Below are 21,450 nucleotides of genomic sequence, written 5' to 3' on the forward strand. Positions count from 1 at the left end.
AGAAAATTCGTTAAATTACGACTTTTTTGTAACTCAAATTTAGCTCCTCCTTCACTGAGTGAACAGGGGGGATAATCGTTAAAGGGCTGAAAAAGGCCATTGGGGCAATTCTTCCTTCATGACTTTTGCAAGTTCATCCACAGCCCTATTTGCGTCGAGGTATGCTCTTTTTCTCCCGTTCTCGGTAATAGTGGTTTTCAGTACACCAACTCGGCGAGATAACTCATCCGCCTTCTCCACGATAGTTTCCGGATAGTTATAAGTGCGAATTTTTGCTAATATTTCCTCCAAAGACTGAATCAAGGCAGCCACCCGTTCAAAGTCACTTAAGTTATGAAGGCCTATATTACTCCACGTTGCATATATTATATTTATCGTCATCATCCGTGTTCCTCCACTACAATTTGAAAGAGCCTAATGGCTTTCTCTGAGCCAGAGAATAACGATCCACTTAAACCATCAATAAAAATATAGCTATTCTTTGTTACGCGCGCGCGCAAGTGTATATATTTTTTTATTATATACAAAAATTCTCATTTACGACGCCCCTATAACCAAAAAAATAACCGGCAAAGAATCGTACTCCTAAATAGCATACGACGAGAGGGAGGGGGATAAATGAGCACAAAGCCTTCACCTTTCCTCTTAAAAGAAAATCATCTACCTTAATATTCCAATTTTATATTCCTCAAAACATATTTAAACCCAAACTACAAAAAACAGTTTGTTATGAAAACACGCCAATCCTAGAGAGAACTCCCAATACAAATAAATACTTATAGTTACAATTATAAAGCGCCTTTTAGTATTTAATTAAAGCTAAAGGCTAGAATAGTTCAATGTCAGCGCCAGTTTCGGCAGCTTTAGCAGAGCCATGCGGTCCCGTATCGTATCTGCTGGCTTCAAGCTGTTGTCGTACATATGAGATATCTACTGGTCCGCCTTGATCCAAACACAACTCTTTCTGGAGTCTAACTGCATGATCCAAGGCTTCCAGCCTTTTCACCATCCGCCCGCACATTTGAGTCGAAATATCGCCAAATTGAAGTCCCTGTACGCAATGCTCCACAGCTAGTCCAACCTCCTTCGTTAGTCGTGTCATGCGCTCCACGGCTGTGTTCATTTCTATATTGTTCTCACGCATCATATCCATCATCTGATCAATGTAACCACGTGAGTTCAACGCATCCTTCATATCCAAAGACGCCACATCTCCCACTATGCTTCGTACTTTACTAATAGCATCGAGCGCTTCACTAGCTTTGTCTTTGATCTCTGTATTTAAATCACTGGAATTACGTGACAAGCGTCTAACCTCATCAGCAACTACAGCAAACCCGCGGCCGGCTTCGCCTGCCCTGGCGGCCTCTATGGCCGCGTTAAGCGCCAGTAGATCTGTCTGCCCAGCAATATTCTGAATCTGCCCGAGAAGGCTAAACATCTGATCTATATGAATAACCATGTCTTCAATTCTGTGCACGGCATTCACACTCTTTTCACTTACATCAACCAAAAGGTCTACATAACCACTAATTACCTTGTCTAACGATTCGGCAAAAAACTCCATGTTGAAGCGTTGATCTCGGACCTCGCTACTATTACCAAAGCCCTCTTCAGTTTGCGGTTCCTCAGAAGGCTTGATTTTCATTCGCTCAAAAATCTCTCTCGACAACAGCCCTTGCTCCTGACACAGCCTACTTAGCGACATAAATGAACGACCAAGAAGGTCAATATTTCCACTGATAGTCTCGGATACGATACGGCTTTCTTCACTGACTTTCGCGAAGTGTTCACCGGTGTACGAATTGACTTCTTTAACCATTCGTCGATATTCCCTTATAACTTCGTGGTCAACCTGACCGCGTTCGATAACGTCCCGGTCTACACGCCCTTTCATAATGTATCGCAGAGCAAGGAAGGCTAGGCTGGCGGCAGTGAAGAGGTAGGCTGATACTGAGCCCGACGTGAGCCAGCCAGCACACAACAAACTAGTGCCTATTAGAAGGCCTAATTTTGAGCTTGGAAGCTTGAGCTGGGCGTTCCACATAGATGGCGGCATTGTGGTCACTCTGGTTTCAACAAAAGCCTAATAACTATAGAACAAGCTCACAGTCACTGCGGAAGAAATCCACTTTCCACTAATAATCCTTTGCTTAACACTTGAAAAGCGCCATCGGAGCTGGGTTAGGTCCCTCAGCGCCAAAACCTGACCCGATCATTGATCTTTCACATTGGCTGTTCACCAACGAGGTCAATAACTTTCAGCTAATAAAACCAACAAGCATCCTCTAGGCTAAACTTTAATAGAGGCCTTATAGATGACGGAATACCAGGGAGGTTAACGATGATTCAATGGGAAGTATGGATAGTGTTGACTTTGGGGGCTCTTGTCGCTGCGTTGCTCTGGGCCATGAGTCGTGAGCAAAGCCGTTACTCTATGACCAAGCCCAGCTATATTCTTCTAGATCAAAGTTTTTCAACCACCGGTAGGCGGCAATGTGAAGTTCGCCTTCTGACAACGCTGTCCTGCAAATCAAAGAATGGAGTAACGATCCGTGGGCAGGTTGTTTGGCTGATAAATGATGAACAAGTGATTGAGTTCCCACACTGGTTTCACTTAAACAGCAAAAGCCAAAGAGTCAGCGAAAAGTTAGTCGTGCCGAGAGAAGGTATCACGGTTGAGCAGCACTTTTTGTCTGCAGACTCCGAAGATGTCAACTTCAAGGCGGGCACGTATGAGCTAGTGCTGTTTGAAACGGTCAGAGGGAAGTTAAGAGGAAGTGCTATGGGCAGGGTTTTGTTCTTAATAAATGAGTACCAGGCCCAAGAACTTAAAGCCGCACCTGTTGGCCTATGTTTGCGCTGGGATGACAAGTATCATTGTTATCACTCCAGCATGACTCCTTCCCAAGTCGCCGCCAACTATGTGGAGAGTAGGTGGCAGAAACACCCCGTTCATTGATCTACGATGGAGATCGCTTGCCAGTGGAAGCTCCCGAAAAAGAAAAAATTACTTAATTAGTATCAAATCTGGGTTTGAAGAGCTTTACCTGTCTGAAGTCGCTAACAGTACGACAGCGCCCTGCTCAATCTTGTCTACCGCCATTAAAACAGCTTTCTTTTTTAGGGGAAGCATTACCCACAAACACCGCATCTATGGCCCGTTTTAGAGGGGACGAATTCGGGCTCATAGTTGTAGATCGCCGTTTCCAGCCCTCCCAGTACTCACTCGCTAAAGACAAAGGGGTCTGTTGCTCACTGAAACGTAAGTGATACATTCCAGCAATATCGCAGCTCGCTTTGACCTGGACGGTGGTAACGGGAATTTCAAAGTCACTTATCAGCGCCTATAGAGATTCACTTTTATATCATTACCAAACAAGCCACCTTCAATCCATGACGAAATAATCTTCCTTGAATCTAGCCATTTGACCAAAACCCGATTCTCGGGAGTGTTTTTCAGTCTCGGCGCATGGTATCCAGTTTTTATTTCAGAAAATGGTTTCGGTAGATTAGCCAAGACAAGGCGCACTTCGTCATCCGTCAAACGAGAGTGATATTTGTTAAAGAGTGAGATTTGCGTCGCTATGGGCGCCGAACGCAGAATCAGGGATTGCACAATACTCCCATTGAGATTGGATATGCTGCCGTCGGCGCTGACAAGAATCGAGACGATGAGCGCTAATCTCTTGGGATGATTCACAAGCGCTTCTAGGTCCATCAATTCGACTATCCCGAGCTTGGCTTCATCATCAATTTTAGTTCGAAGAAGCTCCTCTCGAAAGTCATCGTCGAGTCCAAAGTTATCAGTATCCGCCAGATATTCGTCGATGTTGGCCGCTACGAATAGTACCTGTAAATCCCTGTTGTCAGCGAGCGCGCCCAGATTTTCCTTGGTGAATGTGATTTTTTCTTCATCTATCAGGATTCGAAGTTTGGCTGGCTCGAGTCCTTTGGGTTGCGTCTTGAACGGGTTTGGTAGGGCGTGAACATATTCTCTGTAGGCAGCATCAGACAACGAGCCTGCCTCGAAGAGGAATCGACGCAGCTGCTGTGCATCTGCATCGCTGGGTATAGGATGTTCCAAAATCTTGGCGCGGACATCATCTCGCTCGAGATAGCTAACCAGGATATCTGGAACGAACCCTTTACCTGTTATAAAAGCAAGACAGTTCATCCAAGTTGGTTCAATCCTGTTTAGCTCAAACAACATTGCGTCCAATTTCTCGGGTACTTCTTCTAGAGTTGGCAATAGGCTCGACTGCCGTCCAAGAAACTCCCGAAGATCATTTTGATCAAGTGTATCGTGGCGAACCACGTCAAGAATAGCGGTGGCATCCTCCTTTGAGTTTCCTGGAAGCTTCAAAAGGATATCATGTAGGTAGAGGTCGAAATCACGCTCGACCCGATTGATCAAGATTGTGTTATTCGTCGAACGTATGGCCGTATAGTTCCCTTCACGCAGTGGCTTAAGGTCGTTCTCTCCCAAAATCGCCTGGTAGACGTACTCCAAGTTCGGAATCGTGAGTTCGAAAAGCCCCTCCTCGAACATAAAGCGTACAATTTCAGAGTGTTCTTTGATCGCAACCAGATCTTTGACCTCAAAACCTAGCCATCCAAGACGTTCAGGAGCTAGTTCGGGTAAAATCACCAGAATCTCTGGAAGGTTCACCGAAACAAATTCTGGTAGCTCGCTAAAATCACTTGCAAGCCTTTTGAGCGAGGTTTCCGGTAGGCTCGCGACCAGTTGGGTGACGTGGGAGACATTGTTGGAGCTGGCAATGGCAGCTGGAATAAGACCTTTCCACGTGCTGGCCAGTCCCGAAAGTAGTTCTACGATATTGCGACCGCTAGCGTAATAGGCACTGAAAAAGTCCTCGCTACTCTCGAATTCTGACGAGAAATACTCGAAAAGCTTCTGTGACTGGCTGTGGTAACGGCTAAGATCACTCAGGAGACTATCAACGAGTTTGACGTTTAAGACATAGCTTTGCCGGAAATCTTCTTCTCGCATCGCTGCAATGACTTCACCTGGATTGTCTATCGGAAAACCCGGCTCAGGCGTGACAAATGCCCGTATCTGGATCAGAAACTTGTTGTCATTCGGCGACAAACGGCCTGAGTGAAAGAGTGAAGTGTATTGGTAGTAGGTATCGTCGAGATGACCTTCTAGGATCAGAAAACGGGCAAGCTCTCCGTTTTCCCCGAAGCCCCCGAAAAGATCCTTTACGCTGTCGGCGTTCAAACGTAACAACTCATTGAGTTTAGTCGTGCGAAGCGCTGCGATCTTTAGTCTTAGATCGCGTATTCGGCGCGAGTTCTTGTTCTTATTCTCAGCCGCCTTGCTTTCAATCTCCGCTTTGCGTTGTTGATAAGATCTCTGAGAATCCACCTCACTTTGCAAATTGGAAACATTTACCCGCTGTCGTTGATTATGGATGTTACGGTAGTACAAGTGGGTGGCCACTGTAAATTGTTCAAACACATCGTGCGCAGCCAGCTGTTGAAGAGTGCCCCATGTTCTGTCATCAAGGCTAATGCTGATAACCCCCTCTGAGAACTTCTCAATCAGAGCCATAGCGTAGATTTGTCGTAGCTCTCTCAGATCCGAAGGAGTCTGTTGCTCGGCGACTTCAAGCTGTTTTTCGAGTTCCGCGATTTCGCTCCTATATGTGCCTTCACCATGCCTCATGAGCTCGTCTTGACAATTCAATATTTCAGCGAGAGTCCCCGCGCCGCGGTGCAATTGCTCAAAGTCCCTGGGATAGACATTTTTATAGATCAGGATCGCTAGGAGCTTGTTAGCATCAAGTAGATTCTCTCCATCAGTTTCCAAATTAGCCTCATAAATGGCGTATTCATTAAAGATATTTTGAATCAACCTCAAGTCGTTCAGGTATCGTGAGACCTCTCTCAGAAACTGCTGATCAAGGCGCTCGTCGAGCTCTAGTCTCCTTCCCTGTTCCAATACCATATCGATCGAATTCGATATGTTGATGATCGGAATGACGGGAATGATAAATTCAAAGAACTTGGTTCGGTCGGTGTTGACAAACATGTCGTCGCGCAGGGCGTAGAGAAATCGGATGGTCCGTTTCACTCCTGCGTTCTCGTTCACAAGTCTATTAATTTCGCGCAGCGTGACGAAAATATCTGCATTGTTAAATCGATCTAGGTCCTCAATGACCACAAGATCGTACTTGGTTGATTGGAAGAAGTAGACTATTTCGTCCAAGTGACGGTTAAGTATGGACGCCTCGTCATCCTGTGCAGGCTTGATCTCAACATCTTTCAACGAGATGCCTTTGAGTGAAAGGCCAAAGCTCGCGACATAAAAGTAATTCGCCACATCCCAGAGAAAAACTGCCGAAAGCATGATGGCGCCCAGATTGAGCCAACTGCTGAACACAAGAGGACCAAAAAAAGTACCGCTGATGATGTCTTCTCGCTGTTGAGACACGTACCAAAGCGCAAGTAGTCCAAGCAGGATGTAAAGAGATTTAAAGATCGACCCAAAACCGGGGGACTGAATTCTTTTAAATCGCGATAGCGGAAGCTTGTTCGCGTCAGCACCATACAACATCTGCTGCAGGATACTTCTCTCAATCTCTTGACGACCCACCTCCACATTCCCCGTATCAGCTTCGGGGACAAACGCAGCAAGGGAGATATGAAGCGCAGGCCGCCGATACTTCTTCAAGAAAGATTGGATGATACTGCTCTTTCCTGATCCATAGGGACCCGTTAGGGCAATGTTAGAGACCTTGTCATTGTTCGTTGCAAACAGAATCGCTTCGGAATATACGCCAGTCTTGTCTGCTTCGTCAGTTGGAGCGAGGTCCACGAACTTTGATTGCATTTCGGCGGAGCGGTCTTTGCTTTCCAGCCAATACACGAAGTTATTGAGGCTGTTGGAAAACCAGCGTATTAGAGAGATGATGGCCTTTATCATACGATGCTGAACTAACGTAGCCCTCAGGAAACGAAAATGCACGAAAGGCTGAGGTAACCTAGCCACTTTTAACTGGATACTCTGGCTTATTTAAATTCTATGTTTGGATTCGAACGCCCGATTGAATCTAAGGTTTCAGACTGAACCATCCAAATCGCTGACGCTAGCGACCGTCGAATCGCAGCTTCCATGACTAGCATTACAGGAAGCGCCCCATATCTGTCAGAAGCGGCCCTCATCACCTGAAATTGACCAAAAAAATATAGCACAACCCCAATGTCCGTTTCGGGTCGAAAGCAGTCTTTATGCGGGTAGTAGTCAACAAAGTGCAGTTTTATGGTTCAGAGAAAGTGCAGTTTTATGGTTCAAATAACACGAAGAGTTGAAGTTCAACTCTGACAAATAAGCGCCTAAGGCGCTTTTTTTGTTTCTGCTCCCAGCCCCCCCCCCTCTTTCGACCATAGATAGCAACCATCCAAAACACCTCAAGAAGCTGGTTAGCACTGACAAACTTCAATCATCATCCGCCACCCCACACCCGCCAACCTCGGACTCAAACCCTAACAGGCTTACCAACAGCAGAGTTATTTCGCAGGGAAGGGTTTGAGCTTTACAATAGGAACCGAAGAGCACTCGCGCTTTCTTAAAGTTTTTAGTAAAGCTTTTGAGAGATTTTTTGTTACGAGAATTCTTAAATCGAATTACCCCAACTTGTATATTGATCAGAAATAGAGTGTTTAGCCCCCATATCTATCAATCCTTCAGAATACGAAATTACTTGCTCAATACCTCCCTCCACTTTAATACCCTATTTTCCACGCCCTTGTAATTATCTAAACTCAGCCTTCCCTGCCAAAAACTTTGGATTGCCCAAAAAGCTAACGGCGCCATCTGTAACCGATGAGTAGCATTGAGCAAAAATATATAGTTTCCCACTTTCTCCAACCTCCACAATTATGGCGTCTTTTTTTTCTCCACTTATGGTTAGCTTTGCATCATATGCTATTGCGTAGGAATCAACATGCCCCTTTATCTTTTCAGCGGCTTCTTTTGCTTTGGCGACGGCTTCCTCCAACGTCTCACTTTCGAAAGCAATTATCTTTCCTCCTCCATTTTTATCTACGACCATGAATGGACTAAGCGGCCCACCATCAGTTATTAACTTTTTCGCCAAATCAATAACATCAATAGCAATTTTCTTTGCGCTATCAGTAATAATTATACTTTCTTGATTCATAACCATACCCTCCTAAAAAACAACAATTATATTTTAAAACTTTCAATTAACATGAAATACATAACACCAATGCAGCCATTCAGGAAAAATAGTGCACAGCAATGCCAAGCAGTCTGCACTAGACACGCATTTTTCTGTTTCAATATTCCAAAGATATACTCTCCAGCCCACTACCTCCAGCGCACAAAGCCCTCCTCCCGAAATCCAAGCGATATTGCTCACAAAAAACTAGGCACACATATATCCTAGAATACTAAGAGGCTTATTCAGCAATGAGTGGAAGTTTTGGTGCGCCAGGACGGAGTCGAACCGACATTACAAGGTTGAAAACCTTGCGTCCTCACCATTAGACGACTGGCGCAATGGGAAAGTGGATATTTATGCATTGGAGAGGTCGGCGGGATTTGAACCCGCGATCGTCAGTTTTGCAGACTGATGCATTACCGCTCTGCCACGACCTCTATTTTTGGCGCCGCCTGTCGGACTCGAACCGACAACCTATGGCTTATGAAGCCAGTGCTCTAACCGATTAAGCTAAGGCGGCGTAAAGTGGCTCTCTTTCGCAGACGAGCCGGATTCTGAAGGTATGGCTGCCAGCCAGAATCTGTAGCTGTTATAGCGAGCGGCGTGCCAACTTATTTTCACTCCGCCAAATCGAATCATAAACAATTGTTTTATAAAAACTTATAAAATTAACGAGTAGAAAATACAGTATTGGACGTAGCTTGTACGCGCCGCAATTAATATCATGCTGGATATCAAAATATTGCCTTGGATACGCTCCGAATTTCGATGAACAGCAAAAATATCGTCCTATCCATTCTCGGCACGACTTTGGATGTCGTGTCCAAGCGTCGCGGTAAGTTTGAGAAGCGCTGGGAGCGCTGGCGACCGAATGTCTCCATCACTCAACGCGCCGAGGTCTTCCCGGTGGATGAGTTGCATTTGCTCAGCGCTGCTAAAGACATGGCGCTTGCCGAAGAAGTCTCTGCGGATATCAATGTCGTCAGCCCGGAAACGCATGTCGCCATCCACGATGTCAGCTTTACCTCCCCATGGGAACTGGAGGTCACCTATCTACAGTTGCGAGACTTTCTTTCCGACTTCAGGCTTGACCCCAGCGCCAATTATTTTTTCCACATCACGACCGGCTCGCATATTCAGCAGATCGTTATCTTCCTATTGCACGAATCGCGACTTTTTCCCGGCAAGCTGTTGCAAACAGCGCCACCGAAAGAGGGTTCGACTGAACCGCGCCACCAGATCATCGACCTGGATCTTTCCAGATACGACGCAATTGCGGAGCGGTTTCGCAAAGACCATCTTGAAGGCGAAGATTTTCTGAAATCCGGCATTCAGACCCGCAACCCGGCGTTCAACCGGATGATTCAGCAAATCGAGCTGGTCGCACAGCGTTCTATCGCACCTATGTTGATCACCGGTCCGACCGGCGCCGGTAAGTCCCATATCGCACGCCGTATCTACGAGCTGAAGAAGAAACGCAATCTGGTGAGCGGCGATTTTGTGGAGACCAACTGCGCCACGCTGGTGGGCGACAACGCTATGTCCACCTTGTTCGGCCATAAAAAAGGCGCATTCACCGGGGCAGTGGATAAGCGGGACGGCTTACTGAAACGTGCGGATAAAGGCATGGTGTTTCTTGATGAAGTCGGCGAGCTGGGTTTGGATGAACAGGCCATGCTGTTACGCGCCATCGAAGACAAATGCTTTCTGCCCATGGGCGCGGACCTGGAGGAGAAAAGCGACTTTCAGCTGATCGCTGGCGCCAATAAAGATCTTCGCAAAGAAGTGAAAGAAGGTCGCTTCAGAGAGGACCTCTTTGCGCGTATCAATTTATGGACTTACCGCCTCCCCGGACTGGCAGAAAGGAAACAGGACGTCGAACCCAACATCGAGTACGAACTGGATCGATTTGAGCGTAACCATGGCGAGAGAGTGACGTTCAACAAAGAGGCTCGCGCCCGCTATCTTGAGTTCGCATTGTCTCCCGAGGCGCTTTGGCCCGCCAATTTCCGCGACCTTAACGCCAGCATCGTGCGCATGGCGACCCTGGCGGACAAAGGACGGATTAAAACGGATCATGTGGACGAGGAGCTACAGCGGTTACGTTATCTGTGGTCGCACGCGGAATCGCCAGCGATGGCGAGCAGCTTATCTCTGGATGACTTTCTGGCCCAATATCTCGACCTCGAACAGCTTGAGCACGTTGATTATATTGAGAAAGTGCAACTGAAAGCCGTCATCGAAGTGTGTAGAAACTGCCGGGATGGCGCAGAGGCGGGACGCACTATTTACAATGCATCCCGGCTTCGCAAAAAACAGACAAACGACTCCCATCGATTGCGTCAATATCTGGCCAAGTACGGCCTTCACTTTGACAGCATCAGGCAAGTCAATTCAGTCTGAAAGGGATAAGCGCCAGCTAGGGTTTGCGCCAGCTGGCGGTAACGCTGACGCCGCGATAACTGTGACGTCCGCGCAACCCGATAAACCACACGCCGGGTTCGGGATTGGGAAACACACATTGCTCTTCATTGCCGTCTATAAACGGGCGGCAATCATATTTATTCGGCGTGGGGCGCACATCGTCGGCGACATAGAGGTCCACATCCCCCGTCCCACCAAAGCTCCTGACCACCATTTCGATAGCGCCGCGCGGCACTTCAAAGCGATAGTAGTCCCATGCGTTTTCCTCCCCTCGCAGATTCTCCAACCTTAACACGCCCCGCGCCGGCAACGGCAGGTCGCCATTCAGCGCCGCCAGCGCCCGCGCTGCGTCAGCGATGCCTGCGCCGCATCCACCATCACAATCCCCCGGCAAGGGCCTCGCTCCCAGTTTTATAGCGCTTTCGATCCGTCCCGGCGTCGCTCCTGGGTCAGCTTCATACAGGAGAGCCGCTATCCCCGCCACATGGGGTGTCGCCATACTGGTGCCTTGATAGAACTGATAGGACTCCTCCCCCGGCACAGTCAGGCCTGTATTCCATATAGACAACACGCCATTACTGAGCACGTCAGTTTCGCCACCCGGCGCAGAGACGTCGACTTTGCGACCGAAATTGGAGTACCAGGCGCGTGCGCCCGCCTTGTTATTTGCAGCAACCGCTATAACGCCTTTGCAGTTGGCCGGCAGAAAGTGGCGAACATCCGCATTAGCGTTACCAGCGGCGACAACCACCGTGACATTGCGCTGACGCGCCATGTTGATGGCTGACTGCATGGTCCCGCCACAACGCCCTTCCCCTGTCAGGCTCATATTGATGACCTTGGCTGGGTGCAGGTTTTCAGGCGCGCCATCCACCGGCACGCCCGCCGCCCAGACCAGAGCGTCCGCAATATCTGACAGATAACCTCCGCATTTGCCCAGCACACGGACTGGCAAAATACGCGCGTTAAACGCCACGCCAGCAACTCCGATATGGTTATTGGTGACGGCGGCGATTGTCCCAGCCACATGCGACCCATGCCAACTGGAGTCTTCCGCCTCCGCTCCGTCGTAACATTCGTTTTGCGCCACCCAATCCCCGGGATCACTGGCGTCAGCGTCACGCCCATCGCCATCATTTGCGACAACTGGGTCGCTGATAAAGTCATATCCGGTGACGACATTGGCGTCCATATCCGAGTGGGCGACGATTCCCGTATCCAACACCGCCGCCACGACGCCTGAGCCGGTCGCCACGCTCCATGCAGCGGGCGCATTGATGCCCGCGACTTCGTCAAAATATCCCCATTGCTCAACATAACGCGGATCATTAGGCGCAAGCGTCTTATGCAGCAATATGTCTTCTTCCACATCAAGAACGCTGGCGTCACTGAGTAAATCTTGCTTCAACTGCGCCAGCTCAGTCTGCGTCAGCCACCGTTTAGCCTGATACAAACGGCGAGAGCCAACCGCGAGAGGGCGTAGATAATCGATGCTTTGCAAAGCGCTACGCGCAGCGGGAGAAATTAGAGAGAAGGAAAAGGAAGAAGAGGATGGGGATGTCGAAACGTCGCCTGCATAATGAATAATAAGTCGCTGAGGCCGAAGAGCAACATCTTGCGCTAAAGCGCGCGCCCCATGAAGTCCTGTCAATACTACTGCCGTCATCAACAACAAAGCTAATCTCATAACAATCATTCCTTGACTGAAGTTGCATAAAGTACTGCAGTGAGCAGCCAGCGCTTCCCTACTTCCAAGGATGTACAGAAAACCCGACGCCCGGAAAAGCTGACAGTTCGTTGACTCTACGAAAAACTTATGACGCGCTCAAGGCGACGTCTGAACGCTTGGCCAGGACAGAAAGTATAAGGATCTGTTTTTGCGTCAAATATTTCTTTATGACCTTAAAACGACGTGACTTATAACCGAAACAAAGCTCCCGATCACGATAAATTATTAGAGATTAATTTTCCGTTACCTATAATCTTTCGCCTTTTTATAGTCCGCGCCCTGTATCTGCACCGAACGGGGTGGCTCTTAATCATTCGTGGAATACAGAAGTAATATGTCCCAAGCATCTCCCTTAGCTTTGCTTCCGCTGGCGCTGTTTCTGGCGCTGTTTGTCGGCAGCGGCCTCTGGTATCAGTCAGAGGGCGTTGAGTACGCCTTTTATCAAATCTCCGCGCCAGTCGCGATCCTGCCCGCTATTCTATTAGCGGTAATGATGGCGCGCGGAACCTTGAATGAGCGCATAGAAACCTTTATCAAGGGCGTCGGCGACAACACAATCATCACCATGGTTCTGATTTATCTGCTGGCGGGCGGTTTCGCCAGCGTCGCCAAAGCCGTGGGCGGCGTGGATGCTACCGTTAATTTCGGACTCAGCGTGATACCGCCTTCTCTGGTATTGCCAGGACTGTTCATCATCACCGCTTTCGTCGCTACCGCCATGGGCACTTCCATGGGCACCATCGCCGCTATCGCCCCTATCGCGGTGGGCGTCGCTGACGCAACGGAACTCCCCATGCTGCTGACCATCGGCACCGTAGTGGGGGGCGCTATGTTCGGCGACAACCTGTCTATTATTTCCGACACCACCATCGCCGCCACTCGCACCCAAGGCTGCGAAATGCGCGACAAGTTCAAACTGAACTTCATGATCGCAGCGCCTGCAGCGGTGTTGACTTTAATCTGGTTGTACTTCCAGAGCAGTAACGCCGTGGTGGAGGCGCCTAAGGATTATGAATTGATCCGCATCCTGCCCTATGTCGCCGTGTTGGCGCTGGCGGTATTGGGCGTCAACGTCATGCTGGTGCTGTTCAGCGGGATCGTACTGGCGGGAGGAATTGGTTTGTTCATGCAGCCTGACTACAGCGTAGCGTCCTGGTCCAAGGACATCTATGCCGGCTACACAGGCATGCAGGAAATTCTGATCCTATCGCTGCTTATCGGCGGCCTGGGAGCCATGATGAAGTCTCAAGGCGGCCTGGACTGGCTGGCGAAAACCATCGACCGCATCAGCAGACTGGGCGGAGCCAAACAACACACCAGCCGCGCCGGCGAACTGAGCATCAGCGCCACCGTCGCCCTGACCAACGTCTGCACCGCCAATAACACCGTCGCGATTCTACTATCCGGCAGCCTGGCGAAAGATATCGCCGACCGCTATCAGGTCGACCCACGCCGCAGCGCCAGCCTGATGGACATTTTCTCCTGTGTCGTCCAAGGCGTTATCCCCTACGGCGCACAAGCTCTGTTGGCCTCGTCCCTGGCCAAAGTCTCTCCAGTAGAACTGATCGGCAACATCCAATATTGCTGGCTACTGGGACTCATGGCGCTGATATCAATTGTCATCGGACTGCCGAAAGGCAAAGTCCAAAGTTAATGACTTGAATTGGAAGCCCGCTGTTGCGGGCTTTTTTGATTAGGCCATCGCTTTACTCAACCCAGGACTCTGGAGGCAAACCTAGAATAACCACATCAGAATAGTAAGATACCACCTTGTTTAGAGGCATAATTCCTTTCAGCTTGAAACGTATAAACGATATAGTAATCACCCCTCCCACTTTTTTGTGCAACTCTCTAAACTCCTTCACATCTGCTTCAGTAAATTCAGAAAGTTTGATTACACTCCCTTTTTCTGATGCAGACGCCTCCCTACCAAGAGCTCTTCCTATCTGCTTTATGAGGCTGGAGTCGATATTCATTCCTATCCTTATCAAATAATGCATCTAGATGATGCCAATTTGCGCTTTAGGTCCTCTTCACTTACTCATGACCGTTACACCATGTCAGGCAGAGACTCAGGCTTCAGTCGCCCATCATTATTTCTAATCGAGCATTTATTTTGCCACCCCTTCCGTCCAATCCCGCATCATTTTTGTCAAAAACCACCAACGGCTTAACCTGCCTCTGCGGGTAAACTGGGTTTATTGGTTGAGTATATTTGGCTGTTGGTTATTGATTAAGACGAGGTAGGCATATGTTGAACTACAAAGCTCCGCAGCGTGATGTGGCGTTTGTGATGGATGAACTGCTGGGTTTCTTCGAGCATTACGAAAAGCTGGGGTTCGCGGATGCGACGCCAGATATGGTGCAGGCGATCCTGCAGGAGGGCGGTAAATTTGCGGAGAATATCCTGGCGCCGCTGAATGCGGTGGGCGATACAGAGGGCTGTTCCTGGAATGACGGCGTCGTGACAACGCCCACAGGGTTTAAAGAAGCTTATCAACAGTATGTCGAGGGCGGCTGGCCCGCCATGTCGCAGCCATTAGAGTATGATGGCCAAGGCTTACCCTATTCGCTGTCAAGCATTCTGTCCGAGTGGTTCTCTGGCGCCAATCACGCCTGGGCCATGTACCCCGGACTGAGTCAGGGCTGCATTGAAACCATCCTCGCCCACGGTTCGGATTCACAGAAGCAGCGCTTTTTACCTCACCTGATTGCAGGCCGCTGGACCGGCACCATGTGTCTGACTGAACCCCACTGTGGATCAGATTTAGGGCTGCTCAAAACCAAAGCTGAGCCGCAACCTGACGGCGCTTACGCCATATCCGGGACCAAGATTTTCATCTCCGCTGGCGACCATGACCTTTCCGACAACATCGTTCATGTCGTCCTGGCCCGCCTGCCGGACGCCCCCGCGGGCACCAAAGGGATATCCCTGTTTATCGTACCCAAGTTCAATGTGTCCGAAAGCGGCGATATCACGACGCCCAACACGTTATCCTGCGGCTCCCTTGAACATAAGATGGGCATCAAAGGCAGCGCTACCTGCGTCATGAATTTCGACGGCGCGCGCGGTTATCTGATCGGCGAACCCAATCGCGGTCTCAACTGCATGTTCACCTTTATGAATGCCGCTCGCGTCGGCGTGGGACTGGAAGGTCTGGCGGCTACGGAAGCGGCGTTTCAAGGCGCCATCAGCTACGCTCGCGATCGCCTGCAAATGCGCTCGCTCAAAGGCCCCGTCAACAAGGACAAACCCGCTGATCCAATCATCGTGCATCCTGACGTACGGCGCATGCTGCTGACGCAGAAGGCGATTCGGGAGGGCGGACGCGCCCTGGCGATGTACTGCACCCAGCAAATCGACCTGACCCTATACAGCGAAGACGCTGACATCAAAGCCGCCGCAGAGGCGAAACTGGCGCTGCTGACGCCAATCGTCAAAGCCTTTTTGACGGAAACAGCGCAGGAGTGCACAAGCTACGGCATGCAGGTTTACGGCGGCCACGGCTTTATCAAGGAATGGGGAATGGAGCAGCTGGCCAGAGATACCCGCATCTGCACCATGTATGAGGGCACCACCGGCATCCAGGCCATAGACTTGCTGGCTCGCAAAATCATCGGCAGCCAGGGAGAGCTGCTGCGCCAGTTCGTCAATGAGATACGCGCGTTTTGCGAAAGTCAGAACGCCGCCCGCCGCTTTAGTGTCTGGACGGACGCGCTGCTGCAGCACTTGGATGAGTGGCGGCAACTGGCTCAGGGCGTTGCAGAAAAAGCGCAGACCAACCCGGATGAAATCGGCGCGGCGTCAGTCGAATTTCTGATGTATTCCGGTTACGTTTGCCTGGCCTATTTCTGGTTGCGCATAGCGGTGACCGCCAAAGACAAACTGGAAGCGCAAAGCGGCGACAGTGACTTCTATCAGGCCAAATTACACACAGCGGAGTTCTACTTTGAGCGTCTATTGCCCCGCACTCGCTCACTCGCCGCCAGCGTCAAAGCCGGCGCGGACAGCTTGATGGCGTTGCCAGAAGAGCTGTTCCACCTCGACTGATAAGCTCATCCGGGCGCAATACGCGCCCGGTTTTATCAGCCCCCGGACGCCTCGTCTTCATCGACGAAGGTCTCTTCTTCGCCGTTATTGAACTCTTCCATAAAGATCTGCCAGAACGCCAGGAACAACGCGGTCAATACTGGCCCCAGCACGAACCCATTCAAGCCGAATAACGACAAACCGCCCAAGGTCGACAATAGCACGAGATAGTCAGGCATTTTGGTGTCGCGTCCCACCAGCACCGGGCGTAACACGTTGTCCACCAACCCGATGACAAAGAAGCCGAACAGCACCAGCACAACACCTTTGAAAACATCGCCGCTGAAAAACAGATATGCCGCCGCCGGGCCCCATACCAAGGCGGACCCCACTGCCGGCAACAAAGACAGCACCACCATCACTACGCCCCACAACAGCGCGCCTTTGATGCCAAGCGCCCAAAAGATCAAACCTCCTAGAGAGCCCTGCACCATAGCCACCACCAGGTTCCCCTTCACCGTCGCCCGGGACACTTCCGCAAACTTTTGAAAGAGATGAATTTCCCGGGTGTCGCCCAACGGCAGAGCGCGAATCAACAGCTGTATCAAACTGCGGCCGTCTCTTAAAAAGAAAAAAGTCAGATAAAGCATCAACACAAAGCTGACGGTGAACTGCAGGTATTCCTGTCCAAAATTGAACGCCTGGGTGGCAAAAAACTTACTGCCCGTCAACGCAGCCTGCGACAGCATTTGCTTGACGTTGCCCAAGTCAATCTCGAAACGTTCAGCCAGCTCCTGAATCACCGGCATGGCGGCTCTGGCTTTGTCCACCAGCACCTGCAACTGTATCTCGCCGGAGCTTACCTGCTGATAGACTCTGGCCCCCTCCTTCGCCAACATCGTCATCATCACCGCCAGCGGAATCACCACGATCAATACGCTGGCCAGCAATGTCAACAGCGCGCTGACGTTGTCCCTGCCGGGAAACCGGCGAATCAGCCAGCGGTGCAATGGCGCAAATAGAATGGCCAGCATCGCCGCCCAGAAAATAGCGTAAAAGAACGGCAGGATCAGCAATCCAAACCCAAAGGTTACAGCCAGCAACAGCAGCAAAAAGGATCGGTCTTCTAGATTTCGTTGCATCTAAGGGGATCTCTTACAGGGTATTTCGAAAGATGGGCGGAGATAATCTCATGTTTTTATTGGCTGCGCATCCAACGGAGCCATGAGGCGCACCGCCCTCCCGATAAAAATATGACATTTTTTTACTTTTTTGACGGGAACCGCCGGAGAAGGTCGCTACTGAATGTAAGCAACAATAATTACGGGATACGACATCATGTTCAGCAAACTTCTTAGAGCCCTTACCCAAAAAGACGATTCCGTGACCACGCTGCCTTTCGACAGCCTGCGCAAAGTCGCGGCAGCCCAGGTAAAAGTGATCAGCGACCAACAAAAGCAAGCTCCTCTAAGCTTTTGCACCGTCAGCGCAGGCGAAGTTAAAGATCTCGCCAGCCTGCAAGGTTTCTAAACCATCTCAAGATAGCGCTGAAGCCAATCACTCCGCAGTACGCTCTATGGCTTCAGCTCAGCACACAACACCAATAATGCGGCCACCAGGGCAGGCTTTTCACGATGATTGATGCGCGCCGCGCAATTTATTCGATATAACGTTCCACTCGTTTTTTGCTGAATACTCTCCAGCGTCGCCTCTAAGCGAATTTCATCGCCGCTCCGTACCGCCTCAAGAAAGCGCACTTGCTCCAGCCCATAATTAATCAGCGCATAACCGTCCTCGGGCGGAGGAATCAACTCATATAACAGCCCCGGCAGCAGCGACAACGCTAGAAATCCATGAGCGATGGGCTGGCCATAAGGGCTCTCCTTCCGGCAGCGCTCCTCATCCACATGAATCCACTGCCTGTCACGAGTGCAATCGGCAAACTGATCAATCAGCGCCTGATCAACTCTCACCCATCGACTTTCGCCCAAATTTTCACCTACCTGAAGATCCCGCATCGATTTAGCCATGGTCTGAACTCCTTTCATCCACTCATGAAAATGGTCATGTAAACATAGTCTAGCTGCGACGCCGGGATTGCATAGAAAAGTGAAAAACTTTCTTTTTCTCATTCTCACCACCTCACAGACGCCAACGGCAAGATGGATTTTTGATTCATAACGCCCGTTATGAGCAATGCATTCCCAATGTTCCCAACCTTCGTCATTATTCGAAATTTCATCAAATTTTCGTTGACAGAGAATTAATGAGGCCAATAGAGTAAAAAATACGTACAAATTAGAAAATTTACGAAAATATTCAATCAGAGACGAATCTGAATATTTTCCGTTATGTCCGACTGCAGGAGCCCTTCGGATATCGTCACAGGGCGTACTCCTTCGCATTGAACGGACAGGGAAACCATCACACCAAAGGGAGCCAGCATGGAGCCGGTTTGTATTGAGGATTGGGAAGAGCTTGCCAAACGCCGCTTAGCGCCGGAAATCTACGACTTTATCGCCGGCGGCGCGGGGCTTGAGCGGTCTTTGCAGGAAAACATCCGCGCCCTGGAGCGGGTAAAACTGATTTCCCGAGTGCTGCGCGGCGTTAGCGATGTCGATACGAGCGCGCCGCGTTTATCGCCACTCCAGAGCGCCCGCACGCCCGCCACCCCGATGATCATCGCTCCCAGCGCGCACCATCAACTCGCTCACCCTGACGGCGAGCGGGCGACCCTGGCGGCCGCCAACCAGTGTGGCGCGCCACTCATTGTCAGCACCATGTCAGACACGCCGCTGGAGACCCTCTGCAAAAACTCCGCAGAGCCGGTCATGTTTCAGCTTTACCTGTACAAAGATCGCGGACGCAATCGAGACATCATTCAGCAGGCGCAGGACGCCGGCTGCAGCGCCCTGGTGCTGACCGTTGACGTGCCACGTATGGGCGCGCGGCTGCGGGATCGTCGCAATAGCTTCGACGTTAAACGCTATCAAAAACGCACAGACCAGTTTGACGAGCCACTATCCAGTGACCCCCCTGTACCCGGTCAGTCCGGCGTCGCCGCCTTCGTCGCAGAACAGCTGGAGCCGGCGCTTTCCTGGGCCGATGTGGACTGGGTGAAAAATCAGACCCGCATGCCGCTGATATTGAAAGGCGTGCTGCATCCGCAGGATGCGGAAATCGCGCTGAAGCACGACGTCGACGCCTTGTATCTATCGAATCACGGCGGTCGCCAACTTGATCACCATGTTTCCGCCATCGACATGCTGCCCTGCATACGTCAACGCGTAGGCGAGTCCATGCCGCTCATTGTCGATGGCGGCGTACGCAGCGGCGCAGACATTCTCAAAGCTCTGGCCCTGGGCGCCGACGCGGTGGGCGTTGGCCGCCCGGTCTTATGGGGACTCGCCGCCGCAGGCGCCCAAGGCGTCGCCGCGGTGTTAAGACAACTCATCGATGATCTGACGCTCAGCATGCACCTTTGCGGTTGCGCGTCGCTTGCGGACATCAGCCAGGAAATTATTTGGACCGAACACCCCTCATATCAAGGAGAAACCCTATGACGACAGGTTGGGAAAGCATGTCTAAGTTAATGCTCAGGCATAAGGCGAAAAAAATCGATCACGTGGCGATCGCTGTACTGGATCTGGAGCAGGCCATCGGCTATTTCAGCATGATGGGATTCACCCTCTCCGACCGCATGACCACCAACGGCGCGCGCAGCGCCATGCATTCCGCCGTCATGGAAGCGGGTCCAATCAAGTTCGTTTTATTGGAAGGCGTCAACGAAGCCTCTCAGATCACCCGCTTTATCAATGAATACGGCCCAGGGCCACAGCACATCGCCATAGAGGTGGACGACGTGGAAAGTCTGTGCAAAGAGCTGGAAAAACAAGGGCTGGACTTCAGCACCAAAACCATCAAAGGCCCGGACCTCATCCAGCGCTTCACTGTGCGCTGCCCTAATTCAGGCGTCATGATCGAGTTCATAGAAAGAAACGAGGAAGAAGGCTTTTCGGAGCAGAACGTGGAAGACCTGTTCCGCCAACTGGAAGCCAGCGACGCCTACTGATAAACGCCGGCCTCCCCACGGCGACTCTCTCCGACATCAAACATAGAAAGGAATACTACGTGTATATAGCGGAATACCCACTGAGCGAGCAAGAACATGCTCTGTTGCCCAGCGATGAGGACGTGCGTTTTTACCAGGAGCACGGCTGGTTCATGACCGGCAAGGTGTTCACCGACGAGGAGCTGGACGCCTTCGCTAGGGAAAGTCGCGATTATTATGCAGGCAAACGCGACAGACGCTTGCCGATCATGCCTTCCACATTAGCCTACTGGACCCCGGAAGATGGCGACGTCGCCCGCAACAATGACTACGTGCATTATGAAAGCGACACGTTTCGGCGTCTGCTGACCAAGCCAATCATTGGCGCTATCGCCGCCCGGCTGACGCAGACAGACGAAATACGCGTATGGAACAGCGCGCTGATCACCAAGCCCGCCCGAGGCGACTTTGCGGCGGAAGGCATGTTTCGCCCCGTCGTCCCCTGGCATAAAGACGCCCATTACTGGTCAACCTGCACGTCCAGCAAACTGCTGACCGCCTTTATCAACTTTTATGACTGCTTCGAAGGCATGGGAGCCCTGGAAATGATCGACGGCAGCCATCGCTGGCGGGAAATCGACGCCAACGACAGCGTCACCCGCCACTTCGGACGGCGCAGCATCGATGAGCTGCAAACCATGCTGGAGGAAACCGCCCAGCTTAATGGCGACACCGTCAGAAAAATACCCATGACCAGCAAACGCGGTCATATCAGCTTTCATAACTGCCACACCTTTCATGGCAGCTCTCCCAACTACAGCCAAGTGGACCGCGTCTCGATTTCTCTTCACCTGCAGGACGGCGGCAACACCTACAAGCGCCACACGATGGCGGACGGCTCCGCGTTGAAATACAACAACGACTATTTCTGCCGCCAAAACGGCAACGGCGACCCGGACTACACCGATCCGGATTTCTGCCCGCAAATCTGGAAGGAGTAATT

Annotated in this window: 16 protein-coding genes and 3 tRNA genes; 8 read left to right on the top strand and 11 right to left on the bottom strand. The window is 50.8% G+C overall.

Features of this window, described 5'->3' with window-relative positions; translation table 11 throughout:
- Positions 1-78: 78 nt before the first annotated feature.
- Positions 79-384, bottom strand: a complete 306-nt coding sequence (locus ONV78_RS17915) for a hypothetical protein (protein WP_279505192.1) — start codon at positions 382-384, stop codon at positions 79-81.
- Positions 385-826: 442 nt separating this feature from the next.
- Complete coding sequence (locus ONV78_RS17920; RefSeq protein WP_279505194.1) at positions 827-1,822, bottom strand: methyl-accepting chemotaxis protein; 996 nt, start codon at positions 1,820-1,822, stop codon at positions 827-829.
- Positions 1,823-2,344: 522 nt separating this feature from the next.
- Between ONV78_RS17920 and ONV78_RS17925 the strand changes: the two genes are divergently transcribed.
- A complete protein-coding gene (locus ONV78_RS17925) occupies positions 2,345-2,962 on the top strand; it encodes a hypothetical protein (RefSeq protein ID WP_279505195.1) in 618 nt (205 codons plus the stop codon).
- A gap of 378 nt (positions 2,963-3,340) precedes the next feature.
- On the opposite strand, the gene ONV78_RS17930 is transcribed toward ONV78_RS17925, so the two are convergent.
- The 5 genes from ONV78_RS17930 to ONV78_RS17950 form a co-directional block, all read right to left on the bottom strand.
- A complete protein-coding gene (locus tag ONV78_RS17930; RefSeq protein WP_279505196.1) occupies positions 3,341-6,952 on the bottom strand; it encodes an ATP-binding protein in 3,612 nt (1,203 codons plus the stop codon).
- Positions 6,953-7,781: 829 nt separating this feature from the next.
- Positions 7,782-8,189, bottom strand: coding sequence for a hypothetical protein (locus tag ONV78_RS17935; RefSeq protein WP_279505199.1), 408 nt, complete (start codon positions 8,187-8,189; stop codon positions 7,782-7,784).
- 286 nt (positions 8,190-8,475) lie between these two features.
- Positions 8,476-8,550 (bottom strand) — tRNA-Glu (locus ONV78_RS17940).
- Positions 8,551-8,575: 25 nt separating this feature from the next.
- A tRNA-Cys gene (locus tag ONV78_RS17945) sits at positions 8,576-8,650 on the bottom strand.
- A gap of 6 nt (positions 8,651-8,656) precedes the next feature.
- A tRNA-Met gene (locus ONV78_RS17950) sits at positions 8,657-8,733 on the bottom strand.
- Positions 8,734-8,981: 248 nt separating this feature from the next.
- Here ONV78_RS17950 and rtcR point away from each other — a divergent pair.
- Positions 8,982-10,616, top strand: a complete 1,635-nt coding sequence (gene rtcR, locus ONV78_RS17955; RefSeq protein WP_279505201.1) for an RNA repair transcriptional activator RtcR — start codon at positions 8,982-8,984, stop codon at positions 10,614-10,616.
- A 16-nt stretch (positions 10,617-10,632) separates the two neighbouring features.
- Here rtcR and ONV78_RS17960 read toward each other — a convergent pair whose 3' ends face one another.
- A complete protein-coding gene (locus ONV78_RS17960) occupies positions 10,633-12,138 on the bottom strand; it encodes a S8 family serine peptidase (protein WP_279505203.1) in 1,506 nt (501 codons plus the stop codon).
- Positions 12,139-12,700: 562 nt separating this feature from the next.
- Between ONV78_RS17960 and ONV78_RS17965 the strand changes: the two genes are divergently transcribed.
- Complete coding sequence (locus ONV78_RS17965; protein WP_216739618.1) at positions 12,701-14,020, top strand: Na+/H+ antiporter NhaC family protein; 1,320 nt, start codon at positions 12,701-12,703, stop codon at positions 14,018-14,020.
- A 52-nt stretch (positions 14,021-14,072) separates the two neighbouring features.
- On the opposite strand, the gene ONV78_RS17970 is transcribed toward ONV78_RS17965, so the two are convergent.
- Positions 14,073-14,342, bottom strand: coding sequence for a hypothetical protein (locus ONV78_RS17970; RefSeq protein ID WP_279505205.1), 270 nt, complete (start codon positions 14,340-14,342; stop codon positions 14,073-14,075).
- A 275-nt stretch (positions 14,343-14,617) separates the two neighbouring features.
- Here ONV78_RS17970 and ONV78_RS17975 point away from each other — a divergent pair, with 275 nt between their 5' ends.
- Positions 14,618-16,417, top strand: coding sequence for an acyl-CoA dehydrogenase C-terminal domain-containing protein (locus ONV78_RS17975; protein ID WP_279505207.1), 1,800 nt, complete (start codon positions 14,618-14,620; stop codon positions 16,415-16,417).
- 35 nt (positions 16,418-16,452) lie between these two features.
- Here ONV78_RS17975 and ONV78_RS17980 read toward each other — a convergent pair whose 3' ends face one another.
- Positions 16,453-17,538, bottom strand: coding sequence for an AI-2E family transporter (locus tag ONV78_RS17980; protein ID WP_279505208.1), 1,086 nt, complete (start codon positions 17,536-17,538; stop codon positions 16,453-16,455).
- Between the two features lie 196 nt (positions 17,539-17,734).
- On the opposite strand from ONV78_RS17980, the gene ONV78_RS17985 reads away from it, so the two are divergent.
- Positions 17,735-17,926 carry a hypothetical protein gene (locus ONV78_RS17985; protein WP_216739727.1) on the top strand — a complete coding sequence of 64 codons (192 nt, stop codon included), beginning with the start codon at positions 17,735-17,737 and terminating at the stop codon, positions 17,924-17,926.
- A gap of 44 nt (positions 17,927-17,970) precedes the next feature.
- On the opposite strand, the gene ONV78_RS17990 is transcribed toward ONV78_RS17985, so the two are convergent.
- Positions 17,971-18,528: a MaoC/PaaZ C-terminal domain-containing protein gene (locus ONV78_RS17990; protein ID WP_279505210.1), complete on the bottom strand. Its 558-nt coding sequence runs from the start codon at positions 18,526-18,528 to the stop codon at positions 17,971-17,973.
- Positions 18,529-18,840: 312 nt separating this feature from the next.
- Here ONV78_RS17990 and ONV78_RS17995 point away from each other — a divergent pair, with 312 nt between their 5' ends.
- The 3 genes from ONV78_RS17995 to ONV78_RS18005 are packed head-to-tail and all read left to right on the top strand — an operon-like array spanning position 18,841 to position 21,448.
- Positions 18,841-19,959, top strand: coding sequence for an alpha-hydroxy acid oxidase (locus ONV78_RS17995; protein WP_279505211.1), 1,119 nt, complete (start codon positions 18,841-18,843; stop codon positions 19,957-19,959).
- Positions 19,956-20,468, top strand: coding sequence for a VOC family protein (locus ONV78_RS18000; RefSeq protein ID WP_279505214.1), 513 nt, complete (start codon positions 19,956-19,958; stop codon positions 20,466-20,468). Before ONV78_RS17995 ends, ONV78_RS18000 begins: the two co-directional genes overlap by 4 nt.
- A 59-nt stretch (positions 20,469-20,527) precedes the next feature.
- Positions 20,528-21,448, top strand: a complete 921-nt coding sequence (locus ONV78_RS18005; RefSeq protein ID WP_279505215.1) for a phytanoyl-CoA dioxygenase family protein — start codon at positions 20,528-20,530, stop codon at positions 21,446-21,448.
- Positions 21,449-21,450: the final 2 nt, after the last annotated feature.

The organism is Hahella sp. CR1, from assembly GCF_029813005.1.
GTDB lineage: Bacteria > Pseudomonadota > Gammaproteobacteria > Pseudomonadales > Oleiphilaceae > Hahella.